The following is an 18,164-nucleotide window of genomic DNA, read 5'->3' on the forward strand; positions in this document are numbered from 1 at the left end:
ACGGTCAGTCCCATTCAACGCGAAGCACGGGTCAGGACTGGCCCGTGCTCCGCGCGTGCAAATGCTCGGTTATCCCCTTACTTGGGCATATTCGCCAGCGCCGCGTAGGCGGGTCGCAGGCTCCAGTCGGCCCGCACGATGCCGAACGCTGCCTTCTCGTCGGCGGGGCCTGCCACCGGCGCGAAGTTCAAGTTCCACAGGAACATGACGCCCACGAAGCCCCAGTTCTTGCCCATCTGGTAGGCGCGCGTGATGTACTGCGCCTGTTCGGCCTCGGTGTTGTTGGCGGCGTACTCGTAGCCCGGCGCGGGGCCTGCGCCCAGGTTCTCGGTGCTGGCCCAGCCGAACTCAGTAACCCAGATGCGCTTGCCCGAATCGCCGTACTTGATCATCACGTTGCGGTACTGCTCCATCGTGGCGCGGAAGAACCACGACCGATGCCCCTTGTTTCCAGGTTCGTTGGGGTCGGTGTAGCCGACCGTGGCGTCGGGCGGGTTGTTGTAGCCGCTGGGGTGCGCGCCGATAGCGTCGCAATAGTTCTTCAGGCCATGCTGGTACATCTCTTCCAGGTAGATGGCATCATCCACAGCGGTATCGTAGTCGTGCCAGCCGGTAGGCGTGAGCGCGCCGCTGACAACGATGGCGCTCGGGTCCACGGCCTTGACCGCGCGGTAGGCGCGCTTTAGCAGTTCCATGTAGGCCGCCGCGCTCAGTTTCTTGCCGCGGCCGCCCCATTCGTAGTACAGGTTCTGCTCATTCCAGATTTCGTAGGCTTGGACCTTGCCCTTGTATCGCGCTGCCACCTGGCCGATGAAGTTGGCGTAGTCATCCGGGTTGGCCGGCGGGCCGGCGACGCTGAAATCGGTGTCGCCAGGGCGCGCCCAGTCGGGGGCCGTAACCACGCTCAGCAAGATCTTCAGGCCGTTGGCGCTGCAATTGTTCACCATGCGGTCCAGTTCGCCCCAGTCAATCTGGCCTTTGGTCTTCTCCATGTCCTCCCAGCGCACCTGCTGTTTGACCCACGAGAAGCCCAGGCCCTTGATGGCCCCGATGATGCGGTCGTGATCGCCCTGGCTGATGAAGTGCGCCTGGATGCCGTAGCCGAAGAACCCGCCCACCTTGGGCACGACAGGCTTGGGCTTCGGCGTCGCCGTTGGCTTCGGCGTGGGCGTCGGCGTAGGCGTGGGCGTCGGGGTCGGCGTTACCACCTTGACGGCGACGCGGTCGCCTCGCCCGCTCACCGTGCGCCCGCCGTCCAGCGAAATCCCCGCGGCCACCACGTACTCGCCCGGCTGATCCGCCATGAAGGTGTATACGCCATCCTGGAGCGAACGGGTCGCCTCGGCCACGGGGCCATCGCCGCCCTGCACCGTGTAGACCAGCGTGAACTCGCTGGGCTTGACGCTGGCCGCCTGGTCGGCGCGGTACTGCTCCAGGGCGCTCGCCAACCGCTCTTCCACCGGATCGCCCGTGAGGTCGGTCAGGAACACGCCCCCGATGCGGTAGGGGGCCAGCGTCTGGAGCTTGCGGGCCAACGCGGCCCCGTCGTCAATCCAAACGGTGTGCTTCGCGCCCTGCGCGTCGGTGTACTCATAGATGTAGGCGCTGGTGGCCGGATCCAGCGCGATCTTCGCCTCGGGCGAGAGACCGGCGGTCAGGGTGAGCGGCTGGCCGGGCAGCACCTCCACCGCGCCGCCCTGCACGGCCAGGCGGCTCAACGGGAGCAGCGCCTCGGACATGGGGAGATGCTGTACCCCTGCCGCGGACACGTCCAGGCTCATGGCGCAGAACTCCACGGCCAGTTTCTGGCGCGGGACCCGGCTGACGGCCCATGCCAGCATCTGATCCAGCGCGCCGCCCGCGACGCACGCCTTCGGGTCCGAAGGGGCGGCAAAGCGCACGACGTCGGCTCGCTGGCCCAGCACCGCCCAGTCGTAAGGGCCGGTGTCCCAGGTGTCGCCGTCGGCCACCGGCGCGGGCACTCGGACGGCCAGCGTCGCCCCGACCTCGTGCAGGGCTGCCGCCAGGTCGCCCACAAAGTCGCTGAAGCGGTCGGTCAACCCCGCATCAAAGCCACGATAGTCCAGCGTAACGCCTGCATGTTTGCCATCGGTTACCCACTTGACAATGGCGGCAATGTGGTTCGCCATCCGCGTCTCGTCCCCCAGGATGGCATCCAGTGTCGGGAAGTCGGCCTGCCCGTTCTCATCCACGTTGGTCAGCAGCGGCAGGACCGCCCACGGAGAAACGGAAATCTCCGAAGCGCCTGCGCGGAACACGGGCTGCACCGACCCATCCGGCGCGGGCGCGAGCGCGTTGGCCGACGGCATCCCGGCCACCCCCACCGCGGCGCTGCCGCCGCTCACCCCCGACGACGGACTCTCCTTGGCCGCAGGCTGGGCCAGCGCCACCAGGAACGCCGACGGCGGTTCGGGCAGTTCCGCCGTGATGATGTCCTGGTCCGGGTGGACGGTGGACGGGAGCCACCGCCACGTCGCGCCGGTCCACTCGTAGAGGTCCAGCGCCTGCACAGGCTCGGAATCGTTGGGAATGGGGATGGTCAGCGTTACCGGCACGGGCGCAGCCTGCTTGAACTGCAGTTGGTAGAGCGGGCTGCGCGGCGCGATGGCCTGCGGCAGGGCGCTGGCGGCTTGGGCCAGTTCGTCGCCCGCCCGGCCGTTCAGGAACTGCTCACGAGGCACCGATGAGAAGCGCGCCCTCAGAATCTTGCCCGGAAGCCCGGCGGGGATGTGAACGATCGTCCCGTCCGGGTCCTCCAGCGTCGCGCCGTCGTACCGGACGGCCGTCCAGCCAATGTCGGAGATGCGCGTTACGACTCGGAACGGTGGTAGCAGCAGGCTCGCGACCAGCAACAGCGGGATGATCGCAAAGGTTACGATCTGCTCCGCCCACTGGCCCGAGAGGTACTTCCAGATGAAGTTGCTCTTCTGCATGTCTTCATCACTCCTATTGCGGTGTGGTGATGCGTGCGCACGGTCTTACTTGCAAAATCCGGGTTGCCTATCGTTGACTCTCGCCCAGGGTCGCCTGAAGCGTGAGCGTCTGACCATACCGGTTCACATGGAGCGTAACCGTCTCTCCCGGCTGGTGATGCAGGAGAACGTTCAAGAACGGGTGCTCGCTGTCCAGCGTCTCGTCGTTGATGGCCAGGAGCACGTCGCCGGGCTTCAGGCCCGCTTGGTCTGCCGGGGATCGCGGCACGACCCGCACGACCAGCGTTCCCTGCGTAACCGACAGGCCGTAGTAGGTGGCCATGCCGGGCGTGAGTTCCACGTGGCTGATGCCCAGGTACGGCCGGCGCACATAGCCGTACTGGATGAGTTGCGCGGTTACCATCCGCACCGTGTTGCTGGGGATGGCGAACCCCAGCCCCTCGGCCACGTCCAGGGTGGTGCCGTCGCCGCGGATGATAAGCGTGTTGATGCCGATGACCTGGCCCTGAAGGTTCACCAACGGGCCGCCGCTGTTGCCGTGGTTGATGGCCGCGTCGGTCTGGATGAGGCCCTCCATGCGGAACCCCTCGCCCATGTCAATGGAGCGGTCCAGGCCGCTGATGACCCCGACCGTTACGGTGTTCTTGAACTCGCCCAGGGCACTGCCGATGGCCACGACGCGCTGCCCCTGGACCAGGGCGTCGGAGTCGCCCAATTCGGCCATGGGCAGGCCCGGGTCGCCCAGGATGCGCAACACCGCCAGGTCGCTCAAGTCGTCCGCGCCTACCAGTTCCGCGTCGTACTTCTGCCCGCTGGCGGTGATGACGCTGAGCGAGGCGTTGCCCTCCACCACGTGGTTGTTGGTAATCACGTAGCCATCGGGGGCGATGACAACCCCACTGCCCAACGACTGGGGCTGGCGCAGGTTGCCGAAGAAATCCCATTGCGGCGTCTTGAGGTTGACCACGGTTACCACCGAAGGCCCCACCTTGGCCACCACCGCGATCGTGGCCGATTCCTCCTGCACCGTCAGCACGGTAGGCGGGGGCGAAGCGGGCGCGGGGGTTGGCTGCTGGACAACCTGCGGCGTCGGACTCGGCGGGGGAACGACCGCGCGCGCCGCCATCCAACGGGCGACGCCAAACCCGGCCACTCCCCCCGCGAGTGTGCCAAAGATCAACGAAAAAATCACCGCCAGCGTTAGCGTCCAACAGCCGGAACGCTCACGGGTCATTACCCCTACCCTCCTTGTGGTAGCGGGTATTCTAGCATAGGCCGACGGCTTTGGCAAATGCAACGGCGGTCGCGGCCTGGCTCTATTCGGTGTCGGTGAGACAGGTGCGGCGCCCTTCCGAAGGTGCGTCGCACCTGTTTCACCGCCGAGCGCGCGGAGACCACAGAGATTTACCCGGGAATCCCTGCGTTCTTGGTGCTCTCTGCGGCGAGAACCTCGGAAGAACGTAGGGCAGGTTTCCATACCTGCCCTACGCGGCGGCTATGGAAAGCCGCCCTGCGAGTATTCTCCATTCGTGTGGATTCGCGTGATTCGTGGAGAGCGAGCGTGGAGGCAGGTTTCCATGCCTGCCCCTGCCTCTACGGGCCTCCGAGTCCCTTGGAGTTTGCGAAACGTAGGGAAAACGTAGGGGAAACGTCAAGCAACGCATGGGAATTTGTGGTATGCTGCGTATAGAACAAAGGCATGGTTCTTGGCCAGATTGTCAGGATGGCTGGTGGCCTGACCGAGAGCTTCCCCCGAAAGCGTGCGTCAGGAACCATGCCTACACAAGGTATCTCTTCTTCTCCTCCTTTTCACATAGAGAGCCGAGGCGGCCCACCTCGGCTCTCAGCATGTCCGCGGTAGGCGCTTGTCGCCCGACGCTGAAGCATCGGGCTGAGTGGAGTCATCCACGAATAACACGAATCTACGCGAAGGTATTACGCCCGACGCTGAAGCATCGGGCTGAATGGGCAAAGCCCTGCGGGCTAACCAGAGCCCCGAAGGGGCTTCGCCCTCGTAGCGCGGGGGTTTAGCCCCGCGCTCTCCCGCGCCGGTTTCACCGCTGAGACCGCAGAGAGAACATTGGCGTGGATTCGCAGTTACTTGTCCCCCTCGCGCGTCAGGCCCTCCAGCGCGCGGCGATAGGTCTCGTAGGCGACGCGGCCGAACAGCACGAATCGCACCCGCTCTATCTCCGGGTGTTCCCGCAGGTAATCCATGACCGTTCGCAGGGCGATGGGCGCGGCCTCCTCCATCGGATACCCATACGCACCGGTGCTGATGGACGGGAAGGCCACAGACCGCAGATTGTGCTCGGAGGCTAGGCGCAGCGAGTTGCGATAGGCGCTGGCGAGAAGGTGGGGCGCGCGGTCGCCGTCGCGGTAGTACACCGGCCCGACGGTGTGGATGACCTTCTTCGCCTTCAGCCGCCCCGCGTTGGTGATGCGGGCCTCACCGGTGGGACAGCCGCCGATGCGCCTGCATTCCTCCAGAATCTGCGGGCCGCCCGCGCGGTGGATAGCCCCGTCCACGCCCCCGCCGCCCAGGAGACTGGGATTCGCCGCGTTGACGATGGCGTCGGTGTCCTGCTGGGTGATGTCGCCTTCTACCAATTCCAGGATGGACGAGCCGATACGCACTTCCATAACGTCATGCCTCCTGTACGAGGATTGCGCAAGGAGATTTTACACGCGGGGGGCGCGCCCGGCAAGCACGCGGCGCGTGAAACGCATGCAGTGTAGGCAGGTTGCCATACCTGCCCCCTGCCTCCGGCGGCTATGGAAAGCCGCCCTACGAAACCGAATTCACCGCAGAGCGCGCGGAGACCGCGGAGATTTCCCCTGCACCCTCCGCGTTCTCGGTGTTCTCGGCGGTAAGAACACCAGGTGCGGCGGCTATGGAGAGCCGCCCTACAGGCCTGCGGCCAACGGGCCTCGGAGACCATTGGGGTCTATTGTCCGTTTGTGTGGATTCGTGTTATTCGTGGATAGCGAGCGTAGGGGCAGGTTGCCATACCTGCCCCCGCCCCCTGTGGTCTGCGTTACGCGGTTCCGGCGAAAAAGATATGCTGCCGTGCGGCGGGTTACGGCGTCCAGAGCGTGTCGGCGGAGACCTTGATCCAGTACCCGGCACCGGGCTGGAGCGTGGCCAGGGTGTTGGCCCACGCCGGCGCGGCGGAATTGTACCGCCGCCAACCGTTGGGACTGCCCGCGTCGGCGGCGAAGACCAGCGGCGATTGCGCCGCGATGGATGACAGCGCCTCGCCCACGGGCTTGGACGACATGCGCGGGAAGGCCACCAAGTTCCAGCCGGCGCGCAGCGGGATGGAGGATGCTGAGGAAGGAGCGGTGGTGCTCGTGAACCGCAACGTGCAGGCCGACGTAACCTCTACCCAGTAGCCGTGCACGCCGTCCACCATGGTGAGGGTGTTGCCGCTGGGGCTGCCAGGGACGTAATGGAGCCACGGGCCGCCGGGGGCCTGCGAATCGTAGGCATAGACCTGGGTGTAGAAGCCGTCAATGGACGCGAAGGCGTCGGCGACAGGTACCGCCGTGGTCAGGTTGGAGAACGAAATCAGGTTCCAGCCGGACGACAGGGGCTTCTCCAGCGTTACGCCCGAAGGCCACAGCCCCACCGACGGGTCGCCGTGCAGGTTCATCGCCATCAGGTTCTGGACGTCGCCCGTGAACCAGACGTAGGACTGGGCGTAGGCGGCTTTAGTATCGGCCAGCGCCGCGCCGGCCGCATCGCGGTCGCCCACCAGGTTCTGACCGAACAGATAGGCCATAGTGGCGTTGCCGCCGTCGTAGTAGGCATCCCAGTACAGGTAGTACCAGGTTACCGTTGTGCCGGCGACGGCGGCCACGGCCCCGCGCTTCAGCAGTTCCGAGGCCAGGTTCACGTAGCCCACCTGCGCGTTCAAGCACGAGTTCTGGAACACAATGGAGGGCTTGGAGTCGTCCAGGCCCGACAGGTGATCGTAGGTGATGAACGGCGTGTCGTAGGCGCTGCTGCCGTTCCAGAGGCGACGGTAGGCTCCGTAGGCGTTGCCGTGTCCCCACCAGGTTACCAGGCCGTAGCCGCCCGCCCAGGTGGACGTCATGCTGGAGAGGGTGAGCGCGCCCTCGTGGGGGAGGGAGGTGGCGGGTGGGTTCTCCTCGTACAGGCGATAGGTCGTGAACCCCGCCGCGGTCAGATAGCGGTTGCGCATCTCCTCGCCCAGGTAGCCGCCGTCGGTCTGGATGCCCCCCCCGCTGGTGTAGCCCTGGATGGCCATGGCCAGGAGGGCCTTGCGCCGCCAGGTGCCGTCGGTCGTGGCGTAGGTCATCGTCTTCTGCAAGATCGGCCCCACGACCGACTCGCTGTCAAAGGGGATGCGCCCCACCCACAGTTCGGCTGCAAAATCCGGCGCGTCCTCGCCCCGCTCGCCGAAGTAGCCGTCGCCGTCGGCATCCCAGTTGCCGGTGAGATCGGCATAGTAGGCGTCGGTCGGCGTGGGCCAGTTGCCGCCGTGATCGGTGGGGCTGGGGTAGACCGTCTTCATGGGCACGGTGGACGCGCTCCCGATGATGAGCAGGTAGCGCAGGCCCCAAGGGCCGTAGCGGTTGATGAGGAAGTTGCGGATCTTGTCGGCGGATTCGGCGCCAGGGAAGCCCGCCCAGTCCGACGGCGTGGCGATGTACACGGCAAAGCCAAGGCCAGCCTTGTGCGCGGCGAAGTCCTGCACCGCCTGCGAGGCGGCGAGGGTGGCGCTGGTGAGGATGAGGTATCCCTGTGCGGCTTGGGCTTCGGGGCCTGCGCTGTACCACTCGCGGGCCTGGTCGGCGTTGGACAGGGGGAGCGACTCCCAGTCCCCGCGCCGCGTCGGCAGGGAGGGCCCTGGCGCGCGCGTGTATCGCACGCTCACACTGACGCGGCGTGTGAGCGTCAGCGCGCCGGTGCGCGGGTCGTAGCGAAACGGGAAGAAGTGCAGCCGCGCGAACACCACGCCGCCCACGGCGTGGGTGCCCTCTAGCGCCACGGGCGCGTCGGGAAACGGCTGGGTCAGTTCCAGTTGCGCGATTCGGCCGTCGTCGGAGACCTGGGGCGGGACCCGCGACAGGTTCCAGCCCTCGCCCAGGGGTTCGCTTTGCGCCTCCTGCACCACGACGGACAGCGCGCGGGTTCCGGGCGGCAGGGCCACATCCACGACGCGCACGGGCAGCGCGGGGTAGCCGGGGATCAGCGCGGTCTGGAAGCCGTCCATGACAAGGCGCACCGCGCCATCGGCTTCGGGCAGGGCCTGGTAGGGGGCGCTTTCCAGCGTGAGCGAAACGGAGGAGCCGCCGGCGGCATCCTGCGCGAAGACAGGCGCGGCCAGCGTCAGGGCGAGCGCAACGACAGAGACCAACGAAACCGCACGAATAAGGACGCGCATCCTCTTCCCTCGGACGGGATTGTACACCGCCATTGTACTCCGCGGCAAGTCCGAGGGCAATGGGAAAAGCGTACCATTGGGCTCGCGGGGCGGGGAGGAGGAGAATGAGGAACGCTATGTCGCGTTCACCGCCACGCAGGTGGTGGAGCGCAGGACGCCCTCGCAGTTCTGCACCTGCTCCAGGACGAACCGAGGCAGGTCGTCAAAGTGCTCAAACTTCGCCAGGACGATGATGTCATAGGGGCCCGTAACGACGTGGGAGTGCACGACCTCTTTGCTGGCTTTCAGGCGTTTCTGCACGGCAGCCGTCCGACCTGCCTGCACCTCAATCAGAATGTACGCCAGAATCTCTTCCATAGCGCCCTCCTCATGCCTCGTCTGGCGCAAAGAACACCTCGCAGGCTACGCCCTCTCGGTCCTGCAGGACGGGCACCGGCACAACCGCCAGGCGTCCGGCGATAGCCCGCCGTTCTCGCATGGCTTCAGCCAATGGGTGCAGGTTCAGGTTCTTCAGGTAGCAACGTTGGCCACCCTCTTCGGCATCCGCTTGCCTGAGCCAAAGGCTTTGGAAGACCTTCTGCTCAAAACGCGGGGTTCGCTCCATGGCAATCTGACGCGCCTGGCGAACCACGGGGTGCACGTCTCCCCCAATCGCGTAGTAAAGCGGATTCTCAAACGACGGCAGGTCATGGCCCAGGGCTGTGATCCCACGGTCAGCGAGCCAATTCAGGGCTTCTGGGTCTATATACGGGTGGCAAAGGAAAGCTGCCCAGCCTTCCAGTGCCGGGTTGTTGTAACTGTTGCCGTAGCGGTTGAAGCGGAAGGTCCAATCGGTGCGGAACAGGACAAACCAGTCCGACAGGTCCTCGTCCACAGGAATGCCCTTCCACACCTCCTCCAGATCATCCTCCCGAATCGCCAACTGCTGGATGAGGAGCCACAGGAACTCTCCGTCTTTCACGACCTTCATGTCCAGCAAGCATGTCTGAGCATCCAGTGGGTCGGTGGAGTCGCGGACAAGTACCGGCTCAAGGACCTTCTGCTTGCCCGTGAAATCCAGCACCAAGGCGCGGCGGATCTGGGGGCTTAGGTTTGCGGCAGCGGAAGGTGTGAGCGCATCGGCATGGGGCAGGTCCAGGTGGGTGAGGCCGTGCACGGCCAAGAAGTAGGCTGCGTAGTAATCCATGTCCGTAGCGTGCCGGTACACGCTGACGAACGGGCTGGGGTGCCCGCGCAGTCCGGTGATCTGGCGGTACTCTAGGCTGATTCGCACCGCCCGCGCGAAGTCAAAATTCATCACGAATGCACCTCGTAAGGTTCGTATTTCCGGACTTCGTCCCAGTTGAAGTCCCGAATAAACGCTGTAACCATCTTTGTCTGGGCCATGTTCTCCGCCACGCTACGCACGATTTCGCGGATGTCCTCAGGCCCTCGGAGAGACATCACCGTGCCCAGACGAGGCGGGCGCTGACTCTCCATCAAGGCTTTGCTAACGAGGTAGGGATCCAGAAACAGCAGAATGGTCTCAAACATCAGGCAAAACGGTGTTCCCGCTTCCCCCAGTAGGGAATCGTCCTGCAATCCCTCCAGCCGCCTATCCAAGTCCCAGAGTTTCCGGTCAAACGTAACGAGCCAGAAGAGATGGGCCAGGCTAAGGGACTCGGTCTTGAGCGCCTCCTCGCATGGTGGTGGCACCAGGTTGTCGGGCAGAAGGCGGCGCAGAGCGGCTACGGTGGCCAGAGCCACCGCATCGTGGCGTACCAGGGCCATGTGGCGGGTCAGTTTCCCCGACCGGTCCGACAATACGATTTGCAACTGGTCCAGGAACCGCGTCGCATACTCATCCCGCGTTTTGGCGAAGAGCGCGTCCTTTTCAAGATATTCCAGGGCGCGCCGCCCCGATTTGGCTCGCTCGGCAAGTCGCTGGTAGCGTGCCCATATCTCCTCCTGAAACTGATGCCAACTGCGCCACGACTCGCGGAAGTACGAGGCCACGAAACTCGGCACGTTCGCCGCCTGGATCACAGCATGAATGTCGGGGTCGGGCATGCTTTGGAGGTAGGCCACCAACTGCTGCGCCAGTTCCAGGTGGCCTCTGAGTTCAACCTCGGTGTCCTTGGTCCAGATGACATTGATGTCGTTCTCAAAGAGGAATCGGAGAATTCGCTGCGCGCGCCCGTGCAGGGGATCCGAGCGTGCCAGCGCCGCGATGATGACGTTGGTATCAGGGTACACGAAGATGCAGGAGAGGTTGCGGGAAAGGCGCGCCTTCAACTCCTCGTCGTAGGGCCAGACGCGACGGAACAGGTGCTCGTAGGCGCGCTGGAGCAGCCAGTGCTCCAAGTGGGGCGTCATCTCCAACCCGCCCCGTTGGATGAAGCCGCATGCCCTCTCCAGCGCCCGAGCCAGCCGGGCGGCTTCGGGGGCGCGAGCCTCCCCTAGCCCGAAGGTGGCCTGGACATCGGTGGCGCAGTCGGGGGGCACCTCCTCGCGCAGGGATTTCGCCAGCGGGGCCAGAAACAGCCGTATGGCCAGATTGGGGGATAGCGCGCGCCAGTACTCGGTGAAACGCTCTTTGAGGCTGCCATCCGGAGAGCCCAGGGCCTGGCGGTAGGCTTCCTCCACCTCGCGCACAAGCGCATCCCGCGCGATCCCGCCCGAGGCCACGTCTTTGACCAGGCCCGCATAGACCAGGGTGGCAAAGTCCGCGTAGCAGTCGTCCAGGAGCCGCGCGCGCTGTTCCTCCACGCGCTTCAGCCGCTTGTCGCCCAGGGGCGTGAGCCGGTACGCGTTTTCCCTGAACTGCACGTCGGGGACGGCTTCTATCCACTTCTCTCGTAAGGCGTGGGCAATGCTGTCCTCAAAGGCGATGCGCGTGCGGCGGCTCTTCCAAATCTCAAAGCCCAGGCGCTCGGTGAAGTCGGCCTCTATTTTGCCTTGGGGCACCTCCTTGCCGGTGCGGCTCTGCGAGGCGATGGAATCCAGGAGCCAATGGCAGAAGACCTCCTTACGGATGTCGTCTAGTCCAGGGTCATACAGGAGTTGAATCTGGGTTTCCACGACCTCACCTTTCCAGATGCATGCGCGCAGCGCAAACGGCCGTGTGAAGGCTTACCCGCGGCCGATTTGCGAGCGAATCCCAAAATAAGCCGACAGTTCGGAAGGGCGTCTTTGCCGGGTGGCTTCCATGACCTCGCGCTGCCAATCCTTGATGAGGGCTTCGGAGTCCTGCGTGTTCAGGTTGACCTGCGCGGGCAGCGGCTTGGGCTGCTGTTCTGCGGGGCCGCCCGGGATCGCAGCGCCGACCCTGGCAATCATCGCGGGCAGGTCCAGGGTCTTGAGGATACGGATTACATCTTCGCGCTGCGCGGGGGCTAGGCTCGGGTCCTCCGCAACGCGCAGGATGGCGGCGGTTACCTCGTGAATCAGGGCGCTGACCTCGGGCGAGATACCCGGCTGCAGCCCGGACGAGGGCAGTGGACTGCGCCGTGGGGCGTACCCCGCCGCCACGAGCAACTGATCGGTCTCGGCGGGTGAGAGCCGAAGTGCGCTGGCGATGCGGAGAATGGTGTCTGCGGGGGGTGGGTTCCTGTCGCCTTTCTCAATGCGGTTCAGATGGCTGGGGCTGATGCCCGCCGCCTTGGCGAGGGCTGATTGCGAAAGGCCGGATGCCTTCCGCTTGCGCTTCAGAAGGGATGCGAATTCAAGAGCCACATAAGACCTCCCGAAAGAGATAACTCATTATACCATGATTTTGCCACTTTGTCAATACCCTGTTGCCTTGAATTTGCGGTGGGTGGCGAAACGATGCCCGTCTGACAATGATTTGAAAAACGTCTGTGTCAATTGGACAAAGTACTTGACAAATTGGAAAAAATATAGTATAATACAACCAAAAGAACTCGTGCACGTTGACAATTTAGCAATGCATGGCCGCAGGCCATGGCAGCCCCGCTGCGAAGTGGCGACCCCAACAACCGAAAGCGGTCCACCATCCGATGGACTAGGGGAAGGGGGTGATGGCGATGAGTTTCCGATCAGCCGTACAGTTCCTGATGTGGGTTCTGACCCTGGTGTTCGTGTTCCTGGTCGCCCTCTTCGCGGGGTTCGGCTACGGCCCGCTGGCCATTGCATTCGGCGTTCTGGCATCGGTACTTGCCGGGCTGGCGCTCACCGTGCACGGTTACGTTACACCGCAGTGCACCGCGACAGTGTTCCGCGACCCCAACAACTACGTAACGCGGATTGTGACGGAGGGTCAGCACATCCTGTACACCACGCTCCGTGAGCATCCGGCCGAGGTCATTGACACGGGCATCAAGAGCACCGAAGACCGCTACGATGGCTTCCGAACCAAAGACAACGTGCCGATTGACATCCGTGTCAAACTGTACTTTCGGTTGGACCCGACGCTCATCCGCGAAGACGAGTTGCCGCAGTTGGTCGTGCTGAACGAGGAAGCGTGGAAGAGCCTGGTTCGCACGGTTACCAAAGGCACGGTGCTCACCTACATCGGGCAGCAGCGATACCGCCACATCGTCCCCAGCGAGCGCCGCGACGCCCTGTGCGCCGCGTTGAGCCGGGAAGCGGGCAATGCCTTGCGCAGCCTCGGCGTCATCATCTCGCCGGGCTTCGGCGTGAGCATCCAGGACATCCAGCCGACCAACGCCATCCTGGAGGCGACCGTGGAGCAGACCGCTGCCCCGCTCAAGGGCCAGGCAGCCGTAGAGGCGCTGGCGCCCATCGCCAACGAGTACGGCGAGCAGGAGGCGCTGAGGGCTGCTGTCGCCGCCGCGATCATCACGACCGGAACCGTGCCGTTGGTGTTGCAGGAAGAGGTGGAGCGAGGAGTGATTTCCGTGGCGCGTCCGAAGAAGCCGGCCGCGTGAGGCCGGATGTCCCGAGATTACAGCCTGCTACGCCTCATGGGTGTTCGGAGGCGAGTTGCCGCTCTCGGCAGGGGCTACCAGGATGCCGGCAGGGGTGCAGGAAGTTCACCGCATCGGTTTGGGACACTGTATCGGAGGGCGCCGGACGGCGTGAAGGGAGGGTCGCGTCCGAGGAGGTGCGCCATGGAGGGAATGCTCATTCTCATCGCCGGCTGTCTGCTCCTGATCCTGTACCTGTCGGTCAGGTTGTGGATCGCCGAGCACGACCGGAATCTGCTCCTAGAGAATGTCAGCATTGCTCCGGTTGACTACGGCGCCGGATGGGGGGCTCTGCTGGCCTTCCTGATGATGATGGCTATGCTCGGGATCGCAGTTCTCTGGCTAGTCGGCGCGATCTAGTTGTGTTGGGCGGCGTGAATGCGCCGCCCAACGCGCGTTATTGAATCTCGCTGCTCCAACAGAGTGCTCACATCTCCATTTTGGCCTGTCGGGGCAGGGAACGCGCTAGACGTAGGGCAAATTGCCAATTTGCCCTACATAGGTCTCCTGGCACTGTGCTACCGCATCGTGCGTTCTCACGAAAAAGCAAGCGTCAATAGTAGACCACGCACATAAAGCGTGCCCCACCGGTTGTGTATTGGTGTCCCGACCTCCCAATCTTTTCCCTCCCCGCCTTTTGAGAGTATAATGCTCTTGATACTCGCATCGGAGGAGTTCATGACGTCCAACACCGTGCGCGTCCGTTTCGCGCCAAGCCCAACGGGGTACCTGCACGCCGGCGGCGCTCGCACCGCCCTATTCAATTTCCTGTTCGCGCGCCATCACGGCGGCTCCTTCATCCTGCGCATTGAGGACACCGACCAGACCCGCTACGAACCCGACGCCCTCAACGACATCATGGACAGCCTGCGCTGGCTCGGCATCCTCTGGGATGAAGGCCCCGAAGTCGGCGGCCCCTACGGCCCCTACTTCCAGTCCCAGCGGCTGCACCTCTACAAGCACTACGCCGAGGAACTCGTCCGCATGGGCGCAGCCTATCGCTGCTACTGCTCCCCCGAACGCCTGGAGGCCATGCGCCAGGAGCAGGTCGCCCGCGGCGAGTCGCCCGGCTACGACCGCCACTGCCGCTACCTCACTGCCAAGCAGATCGCCGACTACGAGGCCCAGGGCATCGTGCCCGTCATCCGCCTCATGGCCCCGCTAGAGGGCCAGACGTCTTTCCACGACGTCATCCGTGGCACCATCACCGTAGACAACCGCACCCTGGACGATATGGTGCTTCTGAAATCCGACGGCTACCCCACCTACCACCTGGCCAACGTGGTGGACGATCACCTGATGGAGATCACCCACATCATGCGCGCCGACGAGTGGATTCCCTCCACGCCGCGCCACCAGATCATCTACAAGGCCCTGGGATGGACGCCGCCCATCTACGCTCACCTGCCCGTCATCCTGGATCCCAGCGGCAAGGGCAAGATGAGCAAGCGCAAGAAACGCACACCCGACGGGCGGGAGTTCCCCGTCCTCATCCGCGAGTTCCGCGCCGCGGGCTACCTGCCCGAAGCCATGTTCAACTTCCTGGCGCTCGTGGGCTGGTCCTACGACGACAAGACCGACATCCTGACGCCAGAGCAGATCATTGGCCGATTTGACCTTTCGGGCATCAACGCCGCCCCCGCCGCCTTTAGTTACGACAAGTTGGAATGGATGAATGGGGTGTACATCCGCGCGCTGCCCGCGGCAGACCTCGCCCGCCGCATCCAGCCCGTGCTGGCCCAAGCGGGCCGCGAAGCCGACCTCGCCATGCTGGAGCGCATCGTGCCCCTCATCCAGGAGCGCATCAAGACGCTGAACGACGCGGTGGCCATGACCGACTTCTTCTTCTCCGACCCGCTCGGCTACGACCCGCACCTGCTCATCGGCAAGAAGATGTCGGCGGAAACCACCCTGGAAGCCCTGCGGCTCGCCGTGCGGGTGCTCCAGACTGCCGAGTTCACCGAGGCGCACCTGGAGGAATCGCTGCGCGCGGCGGCCGAGTCGCTGGGCCTGAAACCCGGCGACTTCTTCACCCCCATCCGAGTTGCCGTTACGGGAAAGACCGTGTCGCCGCCGCTGTTCGGGACGCTCGCCATCCTGGGCCGCGATCGCGTCCTGCGCAGGCTTGAGTACGCCCTGCGCGTGCTTTCCGAAGCAACCCCGGCCGTATCCGACTAACTTCGCGAAGGAGAGGGTTATGCAATTGAGTCGCAGAGCCGATTACGGAATCCGTCTGTTGCTGGAACTAGCCATGCTCCCCGAAGGAAGCCGCACATCCACGGAGGAAATCGCCGTCAAGCAGCGCATCCCGGTTACCTTCCTCAGCAAGATCGCGCGACAACTGGCCCAGGCCGGACTCGTCCGCGCCTACCCTGGGCTGGGCGGGGGGCTGGAACTGGGGCGCGACCCCCGACAACTCACCATGCTGGACGCCCTCCAGGCGCTGGAGGGGCCTGTCGCCATCGCCCGCTGCACGCTCCACCCGCACGAGTGCCCGCGCAGCCACTTCTGCCCCATGCACCAAGTCTGGAAGAAGATGGAAGCCAACATGCGCGCCGAACTCTCCCAAATCACTTTTGATCAACTGGCGCAATCCGAGCAGAAGGCCGTCGCCGGCTAGGCCCGCGCGTTCACGTCGGCGGCCCAGACCGGCGCGCACAACAAGGGAATAGGAGGAAGATATGGCGCAATCCAAACCAACCATCGGGTTCATCGGCCTGGGCATCATGGGCAAGCCGATGGCGCGCAACCTGATGCGGGCCGGCTATCCGCTCATCGCGTACAATCGCAGCCGCGCGCCGATGGACGAACTGGCCGCGGAAGGTGCGGCGACGGGCACATCGCCCGCCGACGTAGCCGCCCGCGCCGACATCGTCATCCTGATGCTGCCCGACTCGCCCGACGTGGAGCAGGTCGTCTTCGGCCCCAACGGCGTGGCCTTGGGCATCCGCCCCGGGTCGCTGCTGATAGACATGAGTTCCATCTCGCCCGTTACCGCTGTCAAGGTCGCCCAGGAACTGGGCAAGAAGGGCGTCAAGGTGCTAGATGCGCCCGTCAGCGGGGGAGATGTGGGCGCGCGCCAGGCGACGCTGTCCATCATGGTCGGCGGCCCCGAGGACGTGTTCAACGAGGCCCTGCCCGTGCTCCAGACCCTGGGCAAGAACATCGTCCTGTGCGGAGGGCATGGCGCGGGGCAGATTACGAAACTGTGCAACCAGATTCTCGTGGCGCTGCAACTGGAGGCCGTGGCCGAGGCGCTCGTGTTGGGGGCGAAGGCCGGCGTGGATCCGGCGAAGATCGTGCAGGTGCTGAGCGGCGGGCTGGCCAGGTGCGGCGTGCTGGAGACGCGCGGCATGCGCATTGTGAACCGCGACTTCACGCCTGGATTCCGCGTGCGCCTGCACTACAAGGACCTGAATAACGCGCTGGCCGCCGCCAAAGCCTACGAGGTCCCGTTGCCCGTTACGGCCCTCGTCGCCGAGATGTTCAAGCGGCTGAAGGTGGCCGGGCGCGGCGACCTGGACCACTCGGCCATCACCACGCTCTTGGAGGAACTGGCCGGAACTGTGGTGCAGAAGCAGGAAGAGTGAGGCGCGTCGGCCCATGTACGTCCTGGCGTTCGCGACCAGCCCCCGCCGAGGCGGTAACACCGACACGCTGCTGGACCACGTCCTGGCCGGCGCGCGGGCCGAAGGCGCCGACGTGGAGCGCATCGTCCTGTCCCAGTACCGCATCGCCCCGTGCATAGAATGCAACGGCTGTTGGAAAGAGGGCTTCTGCGTCGTCCAGGACGATTTTCAACCCCTGTACCCCAAACTGGAAGTGGCCGAACGCATCATCCTGGCGACGCCGATGTTTTTCGGCCACGTCTCGGCCCAAGCCAAGCAACTCATAGACCGCTGCCAGTGCTTTTACGCCCGCAAGTATATTGTGCAGCGCCCCATGCCGCCCGTGCCGCACCCGCGCCAGGGGTACCTCGTGGCGGCGGCGGGCCACCCGCGCATCAAGTTTGACTGCATGGGCCTCACCATGCGCGTCTGGATGGACGCGCTGGACGCCGCCTACGGCGGCGCGCTAGCCTTCAACAACCTGGAGAACGCCCACGATGCGGCGTCCCGCCCCTACATCCTGGAGCAGGCCCAGCAGTTCGGCAGGCAGGTCGTGCTCGGCTGACGCGCCGGCGGGGACAAATACACCGGCGCAAGTCCGATTTGACAACCCTCGCATTCTGTGGTATCATCCGCCCGAAGTAGGTTGCAGGAAGATGCTGTATCGGGATGACACAGATGAAGAAGACGCCGCCAAGATTTTCCGTGGCGGCTTTTTGCTATCTGTGCTCCGGAGACGCAAGCCCTGTCCTACAGAATACCGCAGGAGGTTGATTTTCTGACCATGGGTGAACGAGTTACAGGTACAGTCAAGTGGTTCAATCGGGTGAAGGGCTACGGCTTCATCACCCAGCCGGACGGCGCGGACGTGTTCGTCCACTACTCGGCCATTCGTGGCGAGGGCTACCGCAACCTATACGAAGGCGAGAAGGTGGAGTTCACCGTCCAGAACACCGACAAGGGCCCCCAGGCCGCCGACGTGGTGAAACTGGAACAGTAGGCCCGCGACGAAAAACTGAATACGCAAAGGCCCCGCCGCAAGACGGGGCCTTTTCTATTCCCCGCGACGCCCGTACTGCGCGGGCGCAGTCGCGCTTGCCTACGGGGCGGAGTTCGTTCATAATATGTGCCGTTCCCTCTCCCGCCGCGGGAGAGGGCTAGGGTGAGGGGCGACGCGCGGGGCTAAACCCCCGTGCTACAAGAACAAAGCCCCCTTCGGGGCTGTGGCTAGCCCGCAGGGCTTCGCCCGTTCAGCCCGAT

15 protein-coding genes are annotated in these 18,164 nt (G+C 64.5%); 7 read left to right on the forward strand and 8 right to left on the reverse strand.

Annotated elements, in window-relative coordinates:
• Positions 1 to 77: 77 nt before the first annotated feature.
• The 8 genes from H5T65_08135 to H5T65_08170 form a co-directional block, all read right to left on the reverse strand.
• Positions 78 to 2,954, reverse strand: a complete 2,877-nt coding sequence (locus H5T65_08135; protein ID MBC7259203.1) for a cellulase family glycosylhydrolase — start codon at positions 2,952 to 2,954, stop codon at positions 78 to 80.
• Positions 2,955 to 3,021: 67 nt separating this feature from the next.
• Positions 3,022 to 4,188, reverse strand: a complete 1,167-nt coding sequence (locus H5T65_08140) for a trypsin-like peptidase domain-containing protein (GenBank protein ID MBC7259204.1) — start codon at positions 4,186 to 4,188, stop codon at positions 3,022 to 3,024.
• An 863-nt stretch (positions 4,189 to 5,051) separates the two neighbouring features.
• Positions 5,052 to 5,597 (reverse strand): O-acetyl-ADP-ribose deacetylase, encoded by a 546-nt coding sequence (locus H5T65_08145; protein MBC7259205.1) that lies wholly within the window; start codon positions 5,595 to 5,597, stop codon positions 5,052 to 5,054.
• 437 nt (positions 5,598 to 6,034) lie between these two features.
• On the reverse strand, positions 6,035 to 8,368 hold the full coding sequence (locus H5T65_08150; GenBank protein MBC7259206.1) for a hypothetical protein: 2,334 nt from the start codon (positions 8,366 to 8,368) through the stop codon (positions 6,035 to 6,037).
• A 114-nt stretch (positions 8,369 to 8,482) separates the two neighbouring features.
• Complete coding sequence (locus tag H5T65_08155; protein ID MBC7259207.1) at positions 8,483 to 8,725, reverse strand: Lrp/AsnC ligand binding domain-containing protein; 243 nt, start codon at positions 8,723 to 8,725, stop codon at positions 8,483 to 8,485.
• A gap of 10 nt (positions 8,726 to 8,735) precedes the next feature.
• Entirely contained in the window at positions 8,736 to 9,668 is a 933-nt protein-coding gene (locus tag H5T65_08160) for a cyclase family protein (GenBank protein ID MBC7259208.1), read from the reverse strand.
• Positions 9,665 to 11,428: a hypothetical protein gene (locus H5T65_08165; protein MBC7259209.1), complete on the reverse strand. Its 1,764-nt coding sequence runs from the start codon at positions 11,426 to 11,428 to the stop codon at positions 9,665 to 9,667. Before H5T65_08165 ends, H5T65_08160 begins: the two co-directional genes overlap by 4 nt.
• Positions 11,429 to 11,479: 51 nt before the next feature.
• On the reverse strand, positions 11,480 to 12,082 hold the full coding sequence (locus H5T65_08170) for a helix-turn-helix domain-containing protein (GenBank protein MBC7259210.1): 603 nt from the start codon (positions 12,080 to 12,082) through the stop codon (positions 11,480 to 11,482).
• A gap of 311 nt (positions 12,083 to 12,393) precedes the next feature.
• On the opposite strand from H5T65_08170, the gene H5T65_08175 reads away from it, so the two are divergent.
• The 7 genes from H5T65_08175 to H5T65_08205 all read left to right on the forward strand — a co-directional run bounded on the left by H5T65_08175 (position 12,394) and on the right by H5T65_08205 (position 17,904).
• Positions 12,394 to 13,257 (forward strand): hypothetical protein, encoded by an 864-nt coding sequence (locus H5T65_08175; GenBank protein MBC7259211.1) that lies wholly within the window; start codon positions 12,394 to 12,396, stop codon positions 13,255 to 13,257.
• Between the two features lie 183 nt (positions 13,258 to 13,440).
• Positions 13,441 to 13,656, forward strand: coding sequence for a hypothetical protein (locus H5T65_08180; protein ID MBC7259212.1), 216 nt, complete (start codon positions 13,441 to 13,443; stop codon positions 13,654 to 13,656).
• 318 nt (positions 13,657 to 13,974) lie between these two features.
• Complete coding sequence (locus tag H5T65_08185; GenBank protein MBC7259213.1) at positions 13,975 to 15,474, forward strand: glutamate--tRNA ligase; 1,500 nt, start codon at positions 13,975 to 13,977, stop codon at positions 15,472 to 15,474.
• A gap of 19 nt (positions 15,475 to 15,493) precedes the next feature.
• Positions 15,494 to 15,916, forward strand: a complete 423-nt coding sequence (locus H5T65_08190) for an Rrf2 family transcriptional regulator (protein MBC7259214.1) — start codon at positions 15,494 to 15,496, stop codon at positions 15,914 to 15,916.
• Between the two features lie 61 nt (positions 15,917 to 15,977).
• Positions 15,978 to 16,886 carry a 2-hydroxy-3-oxopropionate reductase gene (locus tag H5T65_08195; GenBank protein ID MBC7259215.1) on the forward strand — a complete coding sequence of 303 codons (909 nt, stop codon included), beginning with the start codon at positions 15,978 to 15,980 and terminating at the stop codon, positions 16,884 to 16,886.
• A 13-nt stretch (positions 16,887 to 16,899) separates the two neighbouring features.
• A complete protein-coding gene (locus H5T65_08200) occupies positions 16,900 to 17,469 on the forward strand; it encodes a flavodoxin family protein (GenBank protein ID MBC7259216.1) in 570 nt (189 codons plus the stop codon).
• Between the two features lie 219 nt (positions 17,470 to 17,688).
• Entirely contained in the window at positions 17,689 to 17,904 is a 216-nt protein-coding gene (locus H5T65_08205) for a cold shock domain-containing protein (protein ID MBC7259217.1), read from the forward strand.
• Positions 17,905 to 18,164: the final 260 nt, after the last annotated feature.

The organism is Chloroflexota bacterium, from assembly GCA_014360805.1.
Classification (GTDB): Bacteria; Chloroflexota; Anaerolineae; order DTLA01; family DTLA01; genus DTLA01.